Origin of the sequence: Shewanella sp. ALD9 (genome assembly GCF_002836315.1) — a bacterium.
Lineage (GTDB): Bacteria > Pseudomonadota > Gammaproteobacteria > Enterobacterales > Shewanellaceae > Shewanella.
The window spans coordinates 296616-317340 of the sequence record NZ_PJCD01000041.1; the positions used below are offsets into that span (position 1 = coordinate 296616).

Here is a 20725-nt window from a genome sequence, read left to right on the forward strand (position 1 = left end):
GGATTGATAAATGCAATTCCCAGAAGATGATAATGGCCAAATGTTGGCTGCAATGGCAGATGCCGGTATTGACCTTACTCAATCAATAGAAGTCGATTTCTTCTTGGTGTTTGACGATCAACGTGATGCCGAGTCAGCCTTAGAAGCATTAAGCCAAAAAGACATCCAAGGTGAGCTTGAGCTTAACTTTGATGAAGAAAGCACCAAGTGGGAAGTGATTGTTTGCCTGCAAATGGTACCTGAATACGCAACGCTTGTGGCTAAAGAAACTGAGTTAAATAACTTTGCCAAAGAGTTTGACGGTATTTCTGATGGTTGGGGCGTGATGCAAAACCAAGCCAGCGATAATGAATTTGCAGATGATGACCATGTTCACACTGAGCATTGTAAGCACTAACATTGCCAGCAACTAACATAGTCTTCACTATAGATTGAATTATTCAATTGAACAAAAGCCGTTAATGCCCAGCATTAACGGCTTTTTGATTATACAAAGCGACGTGGTTTAGTCTTCTTTTATCTCATTAATGACTTCTTTGGTTTCATGTCCAATAGCTTTAACGGTATCGCGCGTCCCGTGACCGATAGCTGTGGTCACTTTTTTTGTGGTGTGACCGATTTCTTTGCCAGTCTGTTTTAATTCAGCACAGGCGGACAAAGATAGAATAAAGCTAAACGATATCAGTATTACGATGATTTTTTTACACATTGTAGTAGCCTTATCAATAATCTAATATTAGATGTATCATCAGCTTAGCGTCGTTGCTATTTCAGCATAACGGGTTTGATGGTTAAAGGGTGTAATCATGGAGTTAAATGGCACATTGATTGGCCAAATTATTTTCGTTTTAACCTTAGTTGTGGTGTTCTTCACCTTAAGATTTGCCAAGGGGAAAACCACAAATTTACCCTTGGTGGGTTTTTACGCTCTTGTGTTAAATCTCATTTTTGCCCCTGCTGGGTGGATATATTGCTGGTACTGGTCAACCAAACCGTTTTTATCCAAATAAACCTAAACTTAAGAACATCACGAATAGCTAACTTGGGCACGAATAACTAACTAGGGATAATAAACTGTTCGTTCTATTTTAGGTTAACTAATTTATGGAATATTAACCTCGGTTAATGGTGATATCAGAGACATATCCATGTTCTGTCGCTATTAAGGCTTGCTTGAGCATGGTGGCGGCTTCTGTTGCCGTCATAAAGCTTGATGTATTAATGTCTTTGCCACTGGTTTGCCAAAAGTCCGTTGCCATTCCTCCTGGATATACCGCAATCAATTTCATCGGGCTGCCTTTCAATTCTAATCGTAACGATTCTACCAATCCCTTTATGGCCCATTTTACGGCACAGTAAGTCGACTCATTTGCTTTGCCAGCTTGCGCTGCGGTCGACATCACGACTACTACAGTAACGTTGTGATCACGATAGCGACTAATAAGTTCACGCAGCACTAGAATGCTTGAAGTGAGATTGTTGTGTATTAACTGATTAATCGCTTCAGGTGCTTGTTGTTCGATAGGGCCAAAATAACCACTGCCAGCACAATGAATAACCTTGCTTGGCGGCGCTGATAAACGCGAAAATAATGCACTGACATCTTCGGCCACACACAAGTCTGCTGTGTGAGTTTGTACGTTAGCTTGCTCTGGTTGAGTTAGGCCAGCCATTACACCTGCTAATTTTTGCTCACTGCGACCTGTCACCAATAACGGTTGATTTTCTGCAGCATACAGTTGTGTTAGTGCAGCACCTAAGCCGCTACTTGCGCCGGTAATAACAATCATAATAAAACCTTCAGCTCAATATTTACTAGGCCGACTACTATAACAATGCCTAAGTGAACAGCAAAGCGGTTGTAGTCCATTTCTCAAATCGATTTTCAAATCTGATGTTTAAGTCAATATAAGCTTATTAATGGGTAATACGTTATTTGGTCAGTGTTTATTAGCCCAAGCTGAAATTAGTTGGGTAAAGCTGAATAAATTACACAGAACGCTTTGTATTTTGACGATAAAGATTGTCTAATAACGCCTTATATTATGTCAGCCGACTTCACGCTATTCCTAATAACGAGACTCCCCATGCTTGAACTCACGCTCCAACTCGCGGTTATTTTATTTTTTGTTGCTCTGGTTGCGGGGTTTATCGACTCGATTGCTGGCGGCGGAGGCTTACTGACCATTCCCGCATTAATGTGGGCAGGGTTACCTCCAGCAGCGGCATTGGGTACTAATAAACTGCAAGCGTGCGGTGGCAGCTTTTTTGCGAGCTTATATTTTGTACGTAAAGGGATGGTTGATTTACGCAGTATCAAACTGTCGTTGATATGCGCTTTTATTGGTGCATCAATTGGCACAATATTAGTACAAATGATCGACGCTAAATTATTGGAGGTCGTGCTGCCATTTTTAATTCTAGCCATTGGTTGTTATTTTTTATTCTCTAAAAAAATAAGTGAACAAGATCGCCAACAAGTCCTTACTCCAAGTGTGTTTGCCTTTACTGCCGCATTGGGCGTTGGTTTTTATGATGGTTTCTTTGGCCCCGGTACTGGAAGTTTCTTTGCTTTAGCATTTGTGTCATTGGCTGGTTTTGGTTTGGCCAAGGCAACCGCGCATGCAAAGCTACTCAATTTTGCCACTAACATTGCGTCGTTAATTTTCTTTTTAATCGGTGGTCAAGTCGCAGTGGTATTGGGATTAATTATGCTGGTCGGCCAAGCAATTGGTGCTACGTTAGGTTCACGTTTAGTGGTGACCAAAGGCGTTAAAATCATTAAACCTTTGGTGGTAGTGATGTCATTGGGCATGAGCGGCAAATTATTGTGGTCGCAATATATGTGATAGCAGTGCATGTGATCGCGGTACATGTGATCATAGTAGCGATAATTTGGGTTTATTAACGCCAGCATTATGTGGTGTACGTGTTTGTTTTTATTGAAGGGATGTTATGCGCATTATTCACACATCAGATTGGCATCTTGGCCAATATTTTTATGGTAAAAGTCGCGCAGCTGAGCACCAGGCCTTTATGCAGTGGTTACTTGAGCAAATCAACATCCACCAAGTTGATGCGCTTATTGTCGCGGGCGATATTTTCGATACTGGCACACCGCCAAGTTATGCCCGTACGCTATACAATCAATTTATTGTTCAAATTCAACAAACAGGTTGCCAGCTAATTTTATTGGGCGGTAATCACGACTCTGTGTCGACGTTGAATGAATCTAAAAATCTCCTTGCTTGCCTAAATACTGTGGTTATTCCAGGTGCATTCGAGCATGTTGAAGAGCATGTATTTACCCTCAAAAATCGCCAAGGTGAAGTGGGTGCTATTTTATGTGGTTTACCCTTTTTACGCCCGCGTGATGTGGTGCTAAGTGAATCAGGTGAGTCATCAATTGATAAACAACGTAAATTGGGTGATGCCATTAGCGAGTTGTATCAGCGCTGTTTTGAGCAAGCTGAACAACTCAATAATACATTTACTACGCCAGTACCCATTATTGCGACAGGTCATTTAACCACAGTGGGTGCAAGTACTTCAGAATCCGTGCGTGATATCTATATTGGCAGTTTAGATGCCTTTAATGCAGCGCTGTTTCCTGCCGCAGACTACATTGCATTAGGTCATATTCATCGCCCCCAAGTGGTGGCGAAATCTGAACATATTCGTTACAGCGGTTCACCGATAGCGTTAAGTTTTGATGAACTCGCGACAGATAATACCACTAATAAATCCGTATTCTTGGTCGAATTTAGTGATGCCAAATTATCTCAAATCACAGCATTAATGGTGCCAGTTTTCCAGCCGATGCAGGTGTTAAAAGGCGACTTAGATAGTATTGAGCAGCAGATAAACGCATTTGCTTTGCAAGCAGAATCCGCAAAAACGACTTGGTTGAGCATTGAGGTGTCACAACAAGATTATTTGTCTGATTTGCAATCGCGTATTGCCGACATGACTCAAGACAAAGCGGTTGAAGTATTGCAGTTAAAGCGTGCCCGCAGTCAACGACAGCAACACATTAAGCAGCTCGATAATGAAACCTTATCTGAGCTCAGCGTCGACGAGGTATTTGGGCGACGTTTGTCGCAAGAAGAGTTTGAGAGTGAATCGCAACAGGCACAGTTAGGACGAATAAAGCAACGCTTTAACCAAGTGTATGCCGAAGTGGAGTCTGAGCGAAACAGTCAAGAAACGGCTGCGAGCCATGTGTTACAAGAAACGTCGACAGAAGCCGTTGCTACAAAAAGTGCTACCGAGGGTGAGCAATAATGAAAATTCTAAGCCTTCGCTTTAAAAATATTAACTCACTTAAAAATGAGTGGAAAATCGACTTCACCCAATCGCCATTTGCTGAAAACGGTTTATTTGCTATTACAGGTCCTACAGGCTCAGGTAAAACCACCATTCTCGATGCGATTTGTTTAGCGCTTTACCATCGTACTCCGCGGTTAAGTAATATTTCTAAAACCACCAACGAGTTAATGACTCGTGGCACTGCAGAATGTTTAGCTGAAGTTGAATTTGAAGTTAAAGGTGTCGCTTACCGAGCGTTTTGGAGTCAGCGTCGTTCGCGCGACAAAGCCGATGGCAATTTACAAGATGCGCAAGTCGAATTGGCTAAACTCAGTGACGGTAAAATCCTTGCCAGTCAGATAAAACGTAAAACCGAATTAATTGAAGAAATCACCGGACTCGACTTTGCTCGTTTCACTAAGTCGATGATGTTGTCACAAGGCCAGTTTGCCGCTTTTTTAAATGCCGAAGCCAATGAGCGCGCAGAACTATTGGAAGAGCTAACGGGTACTGAAATTTACAGCTTAATTTCAGCGCGAGTGCATCAGCATTTTTCTGATGCCAAAACTAACCTAAAAGTGCTTGAAGCTAAGCTTGGCAGTGTTGAGTTATTTGATCAACAACAAGTTGTGGCGCAGCAACTACAGATTGAACAACTCAATCAGGCGCTTGTGATCGATCAACAGCAATTAGCTCAATTAAGCCAATTTATTACCTGGGCGGACAATACTGAGCAATCGCAGCAGACATTAGTTAACGTTCAGGCTCAACAGCAACTAGCACTGTCTCGCGTACAGCAACATAGCGATGAACTAACTCGACTTGAACATAGTGAGCCAGCACAGCAAATCCAGCCTCTATTTGAACAGCAACAAAAAGCCCAGTTAAGCACCCGAGTATTATCGGAACAGATTGAACAGTTAACGGAACAGGTTGGTGTAGCTGAACAAACACTGCAACAGCACACCCACAAGCAAACGCAAGCTGAGCAAGGCGTTGATAAAACCAATCAAGCACACAAAGATTTGCTTAATCTTATCGACAAACAGGTGTTGCCGTTAGACCAACACATTAGCCAATTGAACTATCAGTTGTCTCAGGTCAGATTAAGCCATCAGCAAACGGCTGAGCAACAACACAAAACGATTGAGCAACAGCAACAGTTGATGGCGTTGCAACAGCAACTCACGTCGGCAAAGCAAGACATACAGCAACAACTTGATAGTTTGCCACAAGGCCAAGAAGTGGCCAAAAAGTTTGCGGCTTGGCAGACGCAATATAGCCAAGTGTTGCAATTAAACCAGCAGTTGAGCCAACTTGACACTCAACGAGTTCAGCAACAACATAATATCGAGCAAACTCAAACAACGTTATCTGAGCTTTCGCCACAAATAGAACTGGCCAAAACGGCGGTCACCCAAGCGTTGGCTCAACAAGCCGACAGCCAGCAAGCAATAACGGCATTATTGGCTGGCCAAGACGAAAGTCAGATTAATCATGTCTACCAACAACTGGTCGAGCAGCAAGCTGGGCGTTATCAGTTAACCCAGCTATTTAGTCACTATGTGCGTCAGCAGCAACAATGCCAGCAATTAAGCAGTCAATCGGTGCAATTTAACACTGATTTACAGGCTTTAGCGCATTCACTTTCGCAGGTAAGAACCCAGTGGAGTGAAAAAAATCAGCAAGTAAAAGATCTGCAAACCATATTGCAGCAAGAACAGCAAATAGCCAATTTAACCTTAGAGCGTGCCAAGCTTAAAGCCGGTGAGCCTTGTGCATTGTGCGGTTCGACAGAGCACCCGTTAGTTGAGCGTTATGAAGCATTGAATGTGTCTGTTACCGAGCAAAGAATGCAGCAACTACAAATTGAACTTGATGCGATTAAACAGCAAGGTGAGCAGCTTAAAAATCAACAAACGGCATTGCAAGTTAACTATGACAATTCGCTCAAGCAATTGAGCCTAGCGCAAACTGAATTACAATTAACTGAGCAACAGTGGCAACAACATACTCAGGTGCTTGCAGTAACGCTTGAATTACATGAGCAGCAACAACATAAACTAACTGATTATATTGACCAGTCAGAAGCCAAACAGCAGCAACTTGCCCAAACGATAAGCCAGCTTAACCAATGCCAAAAAACCTTACATCAACATCAGCACAATGCTACCCAAGCAGAGCAAGCGTTGGCAGTGTTGGTTAATCAGCAAGGATTATTGCAACAACAGCTTGATAATTTATCCCAAGGTTTAGTGAGTCATCAGCAGCAAATTGAATCTGTTAACAAGCAACTACAACAACTTAGCAGCGCACTGGATGCACACATTATTGCCACAGGATTAACGCCGCCGACACTAGAGAATGCCGACGCTTGGCTGCATCATTTACAACAACAACTTGAACGTTGGATTGAAGCGCAGCAGCAGGCTATCGATAACCAACAGCAGCTCAGTGTCACCGCAGAAAAACTCACCGCAAACAATCTACACACCTCTGAAATAGCAACCAAGCTAGCGGAAGTGACTAAGCAAGTGGTTACGCTTAACGAGCAACTCGATTCGGTACTCACAAAGCGTAAAGCCGTGTTTGCAGAGAAAGTGGTTGAAGATGAAAAGCTGCTTAGCCAACACGCAGTAGATCAAGCTCAGCAGGTATTTGTCTCAATTCAACAACAACTGCAAGCGGCGGATAAACATTTTGCTGGTTTGCAAGTACAGCTGCAATCGACAACGCAGCAAACAACCAAGGCTAATCAAGAGTTACAACAGTTGCAGGAAAAATGGCAAGTGGCATTACAATCAAGTCCATTTGCAGATCAACAATCATTTGAGCAAGCCTTATTGACGCCACAAGAGCGTCACACCTTACAGCAATTAAAACTGCAACTTGATAACGACATTGTCAAAGCCAATACGTTAGTTGAGCAAGCCTTAACAAAACAAACGGAGTTAGCGCAGCTGGCAGAGCAACACGGATACGATATTACTCAACACGGCGATACAATGCTGCAATATCAAACGATGGAAGCTAAGCACCAACAAGACAAGCAAACACTGTGGCGCTTAAGTCATGAGTTAGAGCAAGATACCAATAAGCGGGCAGGGCAACAGCAACTGTTAGCGGAACAAGCTCAAATGCAACAAGATTACGACGATCTTGCGTACCTGCATTCGTTAATTGGCTCACAAAAGGGCGATAAGTTCCGTAAGTTTGCTCAAGGGCTTACTTTAGACCATTTAGTGGCATTGGCGAACAGGCAGCTAGAACGTTTGCAAGGCCGGTACTTACTTGAACGCAAAGAGTCGGTTGATTTAGAGCTACAAGTACTCGATACCTGGCAAGGTGATGCAGTGCGAGACACCAGAACCTTGTCGGGTGGTGAAAGCTTTTTAGTGAGCTTAGCCCTTGCGCTCGCATTATCTGACCTTGTTAGTCATAAAACGAGCATTGACTCACTGTTTTTAGATGAAGGCTTTGGTACGTTGGATAGCCAAACATTAGATACCGCACTAGACGCATTAGATAATTTAAATGCATCGGGCAAAATGATTGGTGTCATTAGCCACATTGAAGCCATGAAAGAGCGGATCGATGTACAGATAAAAGTGACTAAAATGAACGGTCTTGGTATCAGTAAATTGCAGGGTGAGTTTGCTGTAAGTGGGTCTTGATCTGCCTCAAACTCCCATGATTACTGTAATCGAGTTCAAATTAATTATTAATTAAATATCATTTTATATTTGTAAAATGATTATTTTTTGATATAAAAGAGCGTTGATATGCAATTTGAGTGCAAAAGTCCGTATTTTTAGCTGTTTATACCGGATGCCGTAGTATCAAATATTGGGTCATATTCACCATAAAAAACGACATGAAGGCATAGAGTTAACTGAATTTATGCCCAATATCGCAATAACAATTTGCAGTAAAAGAAAAATAAAAAATATAAAGCGTCATCTTTTAGGGTGGATTAGACATTGCTAATGAGTAAAATTATGGGCTTCCAAAGGCCAGCGGTAAGTCAATTGAACTTGCCAAACTTGCACAAGAAAGTCTTGCTAGCGAGTGTATTTGTTGTCGGGGCGGCTTTATTATGGCCAACACAACAAGAGTTTTCATCACAACGTATTCCAGTGGCAATCGATATCGATTCGTTATTGCCACACATAGCTCAACAAGATAGCGCTTTGAAGCTGGTAAAGCCTATTTCACCGATTTTAAATCGCGTGATTGAAAGTGGTGATACCTTAAGTCATTTATTTGAATTAGCCGGTATCGACCAACGAACCATGTATAAAGTACTTGAGGCTGATTTAGAAGTCTTAGCACTAGATACACTTCTGCCGGGTAACCGAATCCAATTTTGGGACAACGCTAATGGCGAGCTTGATAAGCTAGAACTGTACTTTAGCCCTGCTCACCAAGTGGTATTCTCCCGTTTTAAAGACGGAACTTACGGTGTTAATGACATTAACATCGATGGCATTTGGCAAAATCGCATCGTTGGCGGAGAAATTAACGGCTCTTTTTATGTATCGGCTAAAAACGCTGGTTTAAGTGCCGCTGAAATTCAAAAAGTTGAAACTCTGTTAAAAACGAAATTAAACTTTTCTCGTGAGTTGCGCGCAGGTGATACTTTTTCGGTTTTGGTTAACGACCAATTTGTTGAAGGTGAACCAACAGGCACAACATCGATTGAAGGCATTCGTATTAATACCGGCCGTCGCGACATTACCGCGTTTCAAAATGTCGATGGCAATTATTACGACATTGAAGGTCAAAGTTTAACGCCTGCTTTTCAACGTATTCCGCTTAATCGAAAAGTTCGTTTAAGTTCGCGCTTTAACCCTAACCGTAAACACCCAATTACTGGTCGTATTCGTCCACATAACGGCACTGATTTTGCTACCCCAATAGGTACGCAAGTCGTAGCACCGGGAGATGGCATAGTTACTATGGTGACTAAACATCCTTATGCAGGCAACTATATTGTGATTCAACACGACAATAAGGTCAGCACACGCTACCTGCATTTATCGAAGTTTTTAGTTAAAAGAGGCCAACGTGTAACTCGCGGTCAACCGATTGGATTGTCGGGTAATACTGGTGCTTCAACAGGTCCTCACTTACATTATGAGTTTATTGTAAATGGTCGTCCTATCGACGCAATGAAAGCCAATATTGCAGAAGCTACTGTATTACCTAAAAAGCAACTACAAGCGTTTCAAGCTTTGGTGCATAGCCGTAGCATGATGATGGATTTAGGCTAATCACAACGCGTGTAAGCGAACTCTGAACGATAAAAATGCAGCCTATATAGGCTGCATTTTTTGTTGTTAAATCACAGTACTTAACGAGTGCTCAATACTAGCGGTAACGGTTGTCCCTTGTTATTACTTATCGTTGCAGTGCTTCCGCTTGTGGATCTATCTCAGTTCTGGGGTCCATTTCATATGCTGTTGGGCTTGCCATATCGGTGACGGCACGAAAACTTTCTTTTGTTGCAAGTGTTGAGGGGGCAATATGGCTGCGGCGTCTTAATAATACTATCACGAAGAAAATCGCCAAACATGAACTGGTAAAGGCATATAGACCCTTGGCGCCAAATAATCCCATCGCAAGTGAAGCCATAGGCGCACCAATAGCCGACGATAACCCAAGAGTGATAAGCATGGCACTGCTTATTTCAACAAAATCTTCAGCGGTGGCGTTGTCATTAGCATGGGCTAAGCATATTGCGTATAGCGTCATACATGTCCCTCCCCAAAAAAAGGCTGATATTGCTGCTGGCCAACCGCCAAAAGTAGTGACTACGTAAGGAAGAGTGACGAAGAGTAATGACACCAAGGAGCCACCTAAGGCAGTAAACATCAAAACACTGCGCCTATCAAACCTATCGGATAACTTACCTAGTGGTACTTGAAAACAAGCTCCGCCAAGGACGGTAGCAGATAAAAATGTACCGAGTTGAATACTGTCAAAACCATTATCTTTAGCGTAAATAGGCGCTAATGCCCAAAATGCACCTGTGACAAAACCAGCAACCACGGCTCCAATCAGTGCAACGTGAGAGTGCCGCCATACCTTGGCCATATTCAACTTAACGTGATTTACCACCGCAGGTGCTGATGAACGTGTCAGTGACACCGGAATGATTGCGATAGAGATAAATATAGCGGCTAGACCGAATAGCATCGATTCGTGCTCGCTGCCTAAATTGAACAGTTGTTGGCCACACATCACCATGATTAAATTTAGCGTGGTATAAATAGACAGTATTGTTCCTCTATTATTCGCTGTTGACGTGCCGTTTAGCCAGCTTTCAATGATCATGTATAAACCAGAAATCATCACCCCGATTAAAAACCTTAATAACATCCAACTATAAAACACGGGTAATAAAGGAAATAGTAAGATGACCACCGAGTAACATGTTGCCAATACAGCAAAGCTACGAATATGCCCAACTCGTTTTAGCATATAGGGTGTGGCTAAACAGCCGGAAACAAATCCTAAAAAGTAACCCGATCCGGTTAAAGCGACTTGAGTATCGCTAAAACCAGATTCACTCGCCGCAATGGGGAGCAGAGTCAGTAATAAACCATGGCCAAGAATTAAGAATGCATTAGATATGAGTAATGCTGAAAGTGGGATTAACGCGTTTAACATGTCACTCCAATAGGTTTTGTGTGTGATACGTCACCAATTCACACAGCTAATAACCAAGATTGATTGTAATGAACTCCGAATTTACCCAGGTATTAAAGCGTGTTTTAGTTTATTAATACCGCGTGTTGACGCTGCTTATAGTGCTCTTTGGGACAGAACTGGGCGATGTTGTTGCAAGAAACGACGTTGGTTAACGCTGATGTAACCTGCGTTTTGCACATTTCACTGACAAACAATATGAAAGGAAGATTTATGCCAAGTGTGGTTATTATTTTTTTATATTATAAATCAGCATGTTGAGAGTGTGGCTTTTGGTTTTGCAGTTTAGATTAGTTTTACAGCGGTACAATGCTGAGCAGCATTGCACTGAAATCGAACAATATTTACTCTAAATATTGTGATAAATGCTTTCAATAAAGATGATATAAATTGAAATGTTTACCAGTCATAACCTTTGTAACAAACTGCTTATTTGAAAAGAGTCATTATGATGAAACTCTCTTAGAATAAATCGAATAAGGAATTGATTTAACAGTGGTTTGCAGCATATACCAGTAGTTACAGTGGTTACAGTTTGTATATATCTTGCCTTGGACTTAGGTGCGAAAATTGTGACTCAGTTATTAATGTTTGAGCATGTTACTAATAAGCGCATAGCGAATAATAAAATGGCGGCATTAGGTTGGTGATAAGGGACTCGTGATAAAAGGGCTAGTATTGGCCGTGATGAAGCCACAAGGCGGATCAAACCACTAGCACTGCTTTGAATCTACTGAATTGGACAGAACTTTCTATCTAACGCTCTGCTTGTGAGTAATTCCTGTTCAATTTATACAGTTGTATCATCTTGAAAGCTATCGTAATTAAAGCTATCGTAATTAAAGCTAAAAGTAGTTATGTTAATTCATTATAGAAATAGGGATCATGGTTAATTTCCTGGCCTGCGGCCACTACGAACGTGGCGCTTCGACCACACCAGACCAAGAGGAAACCAACGGTAGTTCCCTCTTATAGTTTACAAAATAATTGGCCCCGCTGCCCCGCAATATTTTCCTTATTTACTTAAACAACAGAGCGAAAAGGTCGCCATAGGGATTAATTCAGCGTTGAATCTCATTTGAATACGGCTTCGGCCCATTTTGTTGTAAAGAGTGAAAATGCTAACGCTTTCGATTTCGATTGGAATCTGATGTGAATGGATTCACTAATGTCGTGGTGGCATGGATGCCAAATAACGACCTGTACCGCGAAAGCTAAGCTCACAACCATGTGAGCTTCATGCTATTTTTTTCAACAAATACCATAGAAGGCATAGACCTTTAATGCTGTGCATAAGCACAGTTATAATTTGCCTTTTGTAAATTAGCCGTTTTGTTTCTCGTTATGTAATCATAAAAATTCTCGGTTTCAATTGAGTTTATAACCCTCATTGAATCAGCCAAGCTTAAAGATGTATGATAGAAAAATACTATGAAAAGTGATTTCAATGAAAACTTACCCACTACTCGATATCAATTGACCAAAAAACGGCTCTGTAGCCCAGAGCCCGCATCAAAAATAGCATTAAGTATGTCAATTAGCTTTGACTAGGCATCGGCTAAGTCCAACAAGCGATTAATGCGTCGCAAATAACACAACGCATAAAGACTAAAATGTTAGGTTTTCATAATCTGTCGTGGAAACTAGCAATAGAGAAAAATTGGCGGCAAAACAAAGGAGAATGATGATGAGTAAAATAGTAGAGGAAGTAACATCTGCAAATGCTAATTACGTGGCTGACTTTGGAGATAAAGGTAATCTACCAATGCCTCCGGGAAGGCAGTTTGCAATACTTACATGCATGGATGCTCGTTTAGATCCTGCAAAATATGCAGGTCTTGCTGAAGGTGATGCCCATGTGATTCGTAATGCGGGTGGCCGAGCAAGTGATGATGCCATCCGTTCCTTGGTAATTTCATATAAGTTACTTGGAACGAAAGAATGGTTTGTAATTCACCATACGGATTGTGGGATGGAAACATTCAACAATGAAATTATGGGTGGTTTGTTGTCTGGTAGTCTCAAAACCGCAAGCGTTGATGCCTCGGGTTGGCACGATAGCAATGCTGGTGGTGGTACAACCGATGGTAAATACATCAATTGGTTAACTATCAGTGATCAAGAAAAAAGTGTTTTGGAGGATGTTCAGCGAATCAGAAGTAACTCAATGGTTCCAGGTGATATTCCAATTTATGGCTATATTTATGACTGTAAATCTGGAAGCCTTGTAGAAGTTCCAGAGGCAACAGAAGCCGGCAAGGCAAAAATCTAACAAGGCAAATTAACTCGGACTGTCAAGAACTGCGCCGCTTCGCGCCATGCGGCTTTTGATATCCGGTTATTTGCGACGTTAGTGGCTGCAGGCCAGATCTTAAACTAACCTTTGTCCATAAATGAGTTACAACACAATCAAACTTGAATATGTCGGTGCTTAACTTATGGATTAATTTGTTCTGTTCAGTATGGAGGGGTCTGTTTGCAAGCCCTCAGTATCTGGGTCTTTTTAAAACAAAATATTGAGCCAATAGCTTATCGATTACTTCGCGTAGGGCGATTGTCCGACTTCTTCAGCTACTAACCATACTCGCATATCAAATTCTAATTGGTGGTAATCCGCTAACATAAAGCTGCATAGTTGATAAAAAGCTTTGTTGTGTTCCTTTTCCCGCAGATGGGCCAATTCGTGCACCACTACCATTTGTAATAGCTCAAACGGAACGTGTTTTAAGTGTGCTGCAATTCTAATTTCATTTTTGGCTTTCACTTTATTACCTTGGCGGCGATTAACATAAGAATGCAAACCCAGGGCATGGTGGCTTAAGCTGATTTTTTCGTCAAAAATGACTTTGGCTAATGGGTCTGACTGACGCATATAGGTATTTTTTAATGTCAGCGCCATATCGTATAAGGCTTTGTCTGTGCGAACGTCGTGTATTTTTGGGTAGCGTGTTAAAAAGTGGGCAGCTAAGGCGTTAGCGTCAACGAGTTGGCGAATTTTCTCGACCACGTCAGGACGATAACCATTCAAATAACGCAATGCACTTTGTTCACTTTGCTGCTTTTTAATGTCGGCACTGGTGACTAACAGGCTGAGATCTGTTTTTGGCTTTAATGATTGGCTTGCCGACTTGACTGGCATTTTAGGTGGGGCTTTAGGTTTTTTAGTTTTAGTATCTGACATGGTTGTAGTTCAACTGATTTTTTGGCGTTACCGTTATCTGAGTCGGTATCGATAACGCCAATATAGAACGGTGAAAGCGGTGGGTTACACTTTACCGAAGATGAGTCGGTTATGCTGAACATAAGCAACATCAAATGCATTAAGCTGCACGCGTTTTAGATCCAATGATTCAAAGTCAACTTGTGGCGGGTTACGCTTTAATTGCTCTTTAATAATCAATGGAGAAATAAGCGAAACTGGAAGGTCCATTAATTGAAGTACCGCTTCAAGTTTGAAGCTGGTGGCACTGCCGGCAAACTTGCCTTTTTGTTCACGTTCAATAATAGCTATTTCATCGACTTTGTAGTCGCTCATTAGTTTTTTAAACGCAAAATCAAACTCACGAATTGAGTCCGTGCTAGCTGATTGTGAAATACTGAATGAAACTTTACGACATGCTGGCACGTTATAGGTTTCGCCTTCATAGGTCAGTAAACAGATAATGGCTTCGCCGCCTTTTAATTCCACACCACAAATTTTCATGTTAATCCTTACTGGTTTATTCATACGAGTGTGCCGTTGGCATGCTCGTTATCGTTCATTTGTTGCAGGGCAGTGTACTGCCCTACATTCATTATTCTGTCATCGCAGTTTGTTGGTCATCTACTTGCAGATTACCTGCGATTTATGGGCTATTTAGTCTTCTGCTGTGCCGTCGTCTTCGATAATGACAATAGGCTTAACTTTACGGCGAACTGGCGCATCACCGACATCGACGCCAGTGATAAAGCGTTTATCACTCTTTGGTGCCGCTTTAGGTTTTTTAGGTGCGCTAACTCTATTGCTGATCACAGCTGCTTTTGCACTGGTACCAGCTTTGCCTGCCTGAGGCTTATCTTTTAGACCGCTAAATTTGGCCTTTAAGCCTTCAATCACCGTGAGGTCGAAATTTTTACGTAAAAACAATTGTACTTTTTTAAAACTGTCCCAATCTTTAGGACCTACAAATGAAACCGCATCACCTTTAGCGCCTGCACGGCCAGTACGACCAATACGGTGGACGTACTCTTCTGCAAACTTTGGCATATCAAAGTTAATCACTAATGATACGTTGATTAAATCAAGGCCGCGTGATGCCACATCGGTTGTCACTAATATTTTTGATTGGCCACGAGCAAATTGATCCATAATTTGGTTACGAGCCGATTGCTTTAAATCACCACTGAGTGCTGAGGTGGCAAAACCTTGCGCAGCCAATAGCGTGGCTAAACGGTCGGTATCTGAACGCGTAGCGGTAAATACAATCACTTGCTTGTGTTGCTCTTGGCTTAAGATATGCTGTAGCAAGGCTTGTTTATGGTCTAAATGGTCAACCAAAATAATTCTTTGCTCAATATCTTTATGTTCAGTGTAAGACTCACCGATAGAGACATGGCTTGGTGTTTTGAGCAATGTTGTTGCAATGTCACCGATGCTTTCATGATCTAACGTAGCTGAAAACATTAACGTTTGGCGACGCTTATGATCAGCTGCATCATTAATGGCTTTTAGCTGTGGCGCAAAACCTAAATCGAGCATACGGTCAGCTTCGTCAAGAACCAGTAATTCTAAGCCATTTAAATATAAGTGGCGCTGTTGTAAGTGATCCGCAATACGTCCCGGTGTGGCAACAATGAAATGTGGATCTCTGGCCAATGCTTTGGCTTGGTCGTTAAAGTTCTCACCGCCGAGTACGCTAATGGCTTTATATTGGGTATTGGCGACTAATAAACGTAATTGGCCATAAACTTGCTGGGCTAATTCACGAGTCGGTAACAAGATAAGTACCCGAGGATCTTTTTTCGACAATGCTCTAGTGGATATCACGCGTTGCATTGCGGGCAATAAAAACGCTAAGGTTTTACCTGAGCCGGTTTTAGACGATGCCATTAAATCTTTACCTGATAAGGCAATGGGAAGTGCTTGCGCTTGAACATCGGTAGGCGTAGAAATGCCAAGGTGCTTTAGACTGTCAAGCAGGCGCTTGTCCAACGAAAAATCGGTAAATTGCAAAGGTAAATCCCCTAAAAAATGATAGCCGACGATTATAGCTGTTTCACCTTGCTATAGCCAACAAGAGTCGCTTTAGTTATGCTATTTTTTAGCTTTATATTATTGCCTGAGTTCGACGTCGCTATGGGACGATTCAGGCGGGCGTATCGTAAAATTGAATACCGAGCATGGAAGGAACGAAAGATGACAAAGCTCACCGTGGGATTAGCGCTAGGCAGTGGAGCCGCTAAAGGTTGGGCACATATTGGGGTATTGAATGGTTTAGCCAAGTTAGATATTTATCCTGACAAAGTGGCAGGTTGTTCGGTAGGTGCATTAGTGGGTGCTGCCTATGCCAATAATCATTTGGGTGAACTTGAAACCTGGGTGAGTGGATTTTCAAGTTGGGATGTACTCGGGTTAATGGATTTAGGCTGGCGCAAAGGCGGACTTATCAGTGGTGAAAAAGTATTTGATGTATTGGCTAATCGTATTGGCGACCTTAACATTGAACAGCTGAATCGTCCCTTTGCTGCAGTCGCGACAGATTTATATTCTGGGCAAGAGATTTGGTTTAAAGAAGGTGACTTACGCCATGCGGTTAGGGCTTCATGTTCAATGCCGGGCTTTTTACCCCCAGTACAGCAAGGGCATCGCTGGGTTGTGGACGGTGCGGTAGTGAATCCTGTGCCGGTATCATTAGCTCGCTCTATGGGCGTTGATGTGGTTATTGCGGTGGATTTAAATGGCCATCGTCGTGGCCAAATGCACTTAATCCCAGAGCAAGTAAAAAGCCGCAAAGCCACTAAGTCTGAACCTATTGATGAAAAGCGCGAGCTTGAATCTGGCTTTATGGACCTATGGGGTAAAGGCAAAGATTATATGAATGGCTTAACCGATAAATTCTCTTTAGGAAGTTCAAAATCCCATCCGGGTATGCTGGCGGTGATGTCACAATCGATGGATATTCTAGAACAACGCCATAAACGTTCACGCCTAATGGGCGAGCCTCCTGATATTTGCATCGTACCTGATGTGGGTGATATTGGCACCATGGAGTTTCATCGCGCTAAAGAAGCGATTAAAGCCGGTGAGCAGGCTGTAAGTGATATTAAACATTTAATCGAAGCGACCTTAAAGAAATGTTGAAGCGGTATCAAGTATAGTGGTGTGTTTATGATAAATACACCCGTTGATTGCCGCTAAGTGAATGCTTGCTATTTTATCGGTATTTGTCATTAAATCCGCGTTTGTTATTCAACTAGGGCATTGTCTAACCTGCGCAGTCTGATGTAGTTGATAAGATTATTCACTCTCTCATCGTTATCTAGTAGTTATCTCATGGTTCTCTCATAGTGTTTTAGTCATTATCTAGTAGTTATCGAGTAGTTATCTAGTAGTGACTTGCCCGCAATGATCTATCCGCAATGGTCTACCCGCAATTATCTAACGATAACTACCGAGTCATTAGATACAGTGGGTACGTTATTTATGTTGTTGATCTAGCCATTTAAGGTTCGATCAATGACTTAATACCGTCATTCAGCACCATTTTAAGTTGTCAAATACAACCCTTATGGCGTTTGCACATCAGATTATCGATTCAGCAAAGCATCCCAAATCGCTAAATTATGTCGATTTTATCCCCTTGTATTAGCCTGTCAAAATTAGTTGCTATTCCTACAATATCTATCGTTGATAGCAAGTGTTTTTTCAATATTAAGTACTGCCGACAATTATGATCTGGATCAAGGTATTACTCCGCGTAAATGTGTCTAATACACTCTATCTTGTGTTGTGCGTGTATTAAAGCGCTATATATAGTGCTTGTAAAGGATGGTTGTATGCTTGTAGTAGTGAAAAGGGATGGATGCCGAACTGCGTTTGATGGATGTCGAATCAAAGAGGCTGTTGTGGCAGCAATGGAGTCTGCAGGTATAGCCGACCATCAATATGCACAGCAGTTAGCGCAGACGGTAGAGCAGCAAATGGCTGTGAAGACCGAAGTTGATATTCACGAACTACAAGATGCAGTTGAAAATTTATTAATGTCGGGCCCGTTTAAGTCGGTGGCGCGTCATTACATTGAGTACCGTCACGATAGAGATAAACACCGTGAAACCCAGAGTAAATTAAATTGTGCTATTCGCGGTTTAGTTGAGCAATCGGATAGTGCGATTTTAAACGAAAATGCCAATAAAGATGCCAAAGTCATCCCGACCCAGCGAGACTTATTAGCGGGCATTGTGGCCAAGCATTATGCCAAAACCCATTTACTGCCAAAAGATGTGGTAGCCGCCCATGAAAAAGGCGAAATTCACTATCACGACTTAGATTATGCGCCTTTTTTCCCGATGTTTAACTGCATGCTAATTGATTTAGCCGGCATGTTAACGCATGGTTTTAAAATGGGTAATGCTGAAATAGAACCGCCTAAGTCTATCTCAACTGCCACTGCTGTTACGGCGCAAATTATTGCCCAGGTCGCGAGCCATATTTATGGTGGTACCACGATTAACCGTATCGACGAAGTGTTAGCTGAGTTTGTGCAAATCAGTTACCAAAAGCACCTTAGCGTCGCTAAAAAATGGCAAGTGGCTGACGTAGAAGGTTATGCGATGACGCAAACCGAAAAAGAGTGTCATGACGCATTCCAGTCACTTGAATATGAAGTGAATACCTTGCATACCGCTAATGGGCAAACGCCATTTGTCACATTTGGTTTTGGTTTAGGCGTGTCGTGGGAGTCGCGTTTAATTCAGCAATCGATGTTAACTGTACGTATGGCGGGTTTAGGTAAAAATCGTAAAACAGCAGTCTTTCCAAAATTGGTGTTTGCCATTAAAGATGGCGTGAATCATAAAGCGACTGATGTTAATTACGATATCAAAAAGATGGCCTTAACGTGTTCAAGTATGCGCATGTACCCAGATATTCTCAATTATGATCAAGTCGTGAAAGTCACCGGTTCGTTTAAAACCCCAATGGGATGTCGCTCATTTTTGGGCGCCTATGAAGAAAATGGTCAATTGGTCCATGAAGGCCGCAATAATCTAGGTGTTGTCAGTCTTAATTTACCGCGTATAGCGTTGGAAGCAGGTAAAGATGAACAGCGTTTTTATCAAATACTCGATGAGCGTTTGTTAATTGCCCGCAAAGCCTTAGAAACGCGTATTGCCCGTTTAGCCGGAGTCAAAGCACGAGTGGCACCAATCCTTTATATGGAAGGCGCCTGTGGTGTGCGCCTAAATGCGGATGATGATGTGAGCGAAATCTTTAAAAATGGCCGGGCATCAATTTCGTTAGGGTTTATTGGTCTTCACGAAACCATTAATGCTTTATATAGCAATGCTGAACATGTGTTTGATAACACACAATTACGTGATAAAGCTGTCGCCATTATTAGTCATTTAAAGCAAGCCACTGAGTCTTGGAAACAACAAACAGGTTATGGCTTTAGTTTATACAGTACCCCAAGTGAAAATTTATGCAGCCGTTTTTGTCAGCTTGATACTACCCAGTTTGGCGTAGTGGCAGGTGTGACCGACAAAGGCTATTACACCAATAGTTTTCACTTAGATGTCGAAAAGAAAGTAAATCCTTTTGATAAGATTGATTTTGAACAACCTTATCCAGCGATCGCCAATGGTGGGTTTATTTGTTACGGCGAATATCCCAACATGCAGCACAATATTGAAGCGCTCGAAAACGTTTGGGATTACAGTTATAGCCGAGTGCCATATTACGGCACCAATACTCCCATTGATGAGTGTTACGATTGCGGTTTTATTGGTGAATTTAATTGTACTAGTAAGGGCTTTGTGTGTCCTAAATGTGGTAATCATGAGCCAAGCCGAGTGTCTGTTACTCGTCGCGTGTGTGGTTATTTAGGTAGCCCAGATGCACGACCATTTAACTTCGGTAAGCAAGAAGAAGTTAAGCGTAGAGTGAAGCATTTATAATGCATTACAGTGCATATCATAGCGTTGATGTGATTAACGGTGAAGGCACCCGCTGTACGTTATTTGTCAGCGGTTGCGAGCATGGTTGTAAAGGTTGCTATAACCAAAGTACTTGGCGTGTAGATGCTGGCCATATTTTTAGCCAAGCACTAGAAGATCAGATTATTGATGATTTAACCGATACTCGTATTTACCGTCGAGGCTTGTCGTTAAGTGGTGGCGATCCGCTGCATCCCGCCAATTTTGAAGGCGTACTAAAATTGGTTACGCGGGTAAAGCTGGAATGTCCCGATAAAGATATTTGGCTGTGGACCGGTTATCAACTGGCTGAACTTACACCGCAGCAACAAACTGTGGTGAACTTTGTGGATGTGTTGATTGACGGTAAGTATGAGCAAGACAAAGCCGACCCCGCGCTATTATGGCGCGGCAGTAGCAATCAACAGATCCATCGTTTTATGCGCTAGCGTTTTATATGAAGGCGTTAAGACGAGTCGCTTAATGTCCAGCACGTTAACTGTCAGCGCGCTAATCGTTAGCAAATAAATGTTTA

General features: G+C 42.1%; 15 protein-coding genes. 9 read left to right on the forward strand and 6 right to left on the reverse strand.

The window, feature by feature from the left end; translation table 11 throughout:
- The first annotated feature begins 10 nt into the window (after positions 1-10).
- Entirely contained in the window at positions 11-397 is a 387-nt protein-coding gene (locus CXF88_RS17920; protein WP_101088076.1) for a ribonuclease E inhibitor RraB, read from the forward strand.
- 108 nt (positions 398-505) lie between these two features.
- Here the strand turns inward: CXF88_RS17920 and CXF88_RS17925 are convergent, their stop codons facing one another.
- Positions 506-709, reverse strand: a complete 204-nt coding sequence (locus CXF88_RS17925) for a hypothetical protein (RefSeq protein ID WP_101088078.1) — start codon at positions 707-709, stop codon at positions 506-508.
- A gap of 403 nt (positions 710-1112) precedes the next feature.
- Positions 1113-1790: an SDR family NAD(P)-dependent oxidoreductase gene (locus tag CXF88_RS17935; RefSeq protein ID WP_101088082.1), complete on the reverse strand. Its 678-nt coding sequence runs from the start codon at positions 1788-1790 to the stop codon at positions 1113-1115.
- Between the two features lie 297 nt (positions 1791-2087).
- On the opposite strand from CXF88_RS17935, the gene CXF88_RS17940 reads away from it, so the two are divergent.
- The 4 genes from CXF88_RS17940 to CXF88_RS17955 all read left to right on the forward strand — a co-directional run bounded on the left by CXF88_RS17940 (position 2088) and on the right by CXF88_RS17955 (position 9581).
- Positions 2088-2849, forward strand: a complete 762-nt coding sequence (locus tag CXF88_RS17940) for a TSUP family transporter (protein ID WP_197708466.1) — start codon at positions 2088-2090, stop codon at positions 2847-2849.
- Positions 2850-2955: 106 nt separating this feature from the next.
- Positions 2956-4284, forward strand: a complete 1329-nt coding sequence (gene sbcD / locus CXF88_RS17945; protein WP_101088086.1) for an exonuclease subunit SbcD — start codon at positions 2956-2958, stop codon at positions 4282-4284.
- Entirely contained in the window at positions 4284-7982 is a 3699-nt protein-coding gene (locus tag CXF88_RS17950; protein ID WP_101088088.1) for an SbcC/MukB-like Walker B domain-containing protein, read from the forward strand. Before sbcD ends, CXF88_RS17950 begins: the two co-directional genes overlap by 1 nt.
- 312 nt (positions 7983-8294) lie before the next feature.
- On the forward strand, positions 8295-9581 hold the full coding sequence (locus tag CXF88_RS17955) for a peptidoglycan DD-metalloendopeptidase family protein (RefSeq protein WP_101088090.1): 1287 nt from the start codon (positions 8295-8297) through the stop codon (positions 9579-9581).
- A 127-nt stretch (positions 9582-9708) separates the two neighbouring features.
- On the opposite strand, the gene CXF88_RS17960 is transcribed toward CXF88_RS17955, so the two are convergent.
- Positions 9709-10980 carry an MFS transporter gene (locus CXF88_RS17960; RefSeq protein WP_101088092.1) on the reverse strand — a complete coding sequence of 424 codons (1272 nt, stop codon included), beginning with the start codon at positions 10978-10980 and terminating at the stop codon, positions 9709-9711.
- Positions 10981-12706: 1726 nt separating this feature from the next.
- Here CXF88_RS17960 and CXF88_RS17965 point away from each other — a divergent pair.
- Positions 12707-13291 (forward strand): carbonic anhydrase, encoded by a 585-nt coding sequence (locus CXF88_RS17965; protein ID WP_101088094.1) that lies wholly within the window; start codon positions 12707-12709, stop codon positions 13289-13291.
- Positions 13292-13555: 264 nt separating this feature from the next.
- Here CXF88_RS17965 and CXF88_RS17970 read toward each other — a convergent pair whose 3' ends face one another.
- From CXF88_RS17970 to CXF88_RS17980, 3 genes are all read right to left on the reverse strand, one after another.
- Complete coding sequence (locus tag CXF88_RS17970; RefSeq protein ID WP_101088226.1) at positions 13556-14158, reverse strand: YgjP-like metallopeptidase domain-containing protein; 603 nt, start codon at positions 14156-14158, stop codon at positions 13556-13558.
- Between the two features lie 126 nt (positions 14159-14284).
- Positions 14285-14722 carry a DUF3010 family protein gene (locus CXF88_RS17975; protein WP_101088096.1) on the reverse strand — a complete coding sequence of 146 codons (438 nt, stop codon included), beginning with the start codon at positions 14720-14722 and terminating at the stop codon, positions 14285-14287.
- A 153-nt stretch (positions 14723-14875) separates the two neighbouring features.
- Positions 14876-16231: a DEAD/DEAH box helicase gene (locus CXF88_RS17980; protein ID WP_101088098.1), complete on the reverse strand. Its 1356-nt coding sequence runs from the start codon at positions 16229-16231 to the stop codon at positions 14876-14878.
- Positions 16232-16414: 183 nt separating this feature from the next.
- Here CXF88_RS17980 and rssA point away from each other — a divergent pair, with 183 nt between their 5' ends.
- From rssA to nrdG, 3 genes are all read left to right on the forward strand, one after another.
- Positions 16415-17359, forward strand: a complete 945-nt coding sequence (gene rssA, locus CXF88_RS17985) for a patatin-like phospholipase RssA (protein ID WP_101088100.1) — start codon at positions 16415-16417, stop codon at positions 17357-17359.
- A 695-nt stretch (positions 17360-18054) separates the two neighbouring features.
- Positions 18055-20172, forward strand: coding sequence for an anaerobic ribonucleoside-triphosphate reductase (gene nrdD, locus CXF88_RS17990; RefSeq protein WP_101088102.1), 2118 nt, complete (start codon positions 18055-18057; stop codon positions 20170-20172).
- The gene (nrdG, locus tag CXF88_RS17995; protein WP_101088104.1) at positions 20172-20639 is read left to right on the forward strand and encodes an anaerobic ribonucleoside-triphosphate reductase-activating protein; all 468 of its coding nucleotides are present in this window, start codon (positions 20172-20174) and stop codon (positions 20637-20639) included. Before nrdD ends, nrdG begins: the two co-directional genes overlap by 1 nt.
- The last annotated feature ends 86 nt before the right edge of the window (positions 20640-20725 follow it).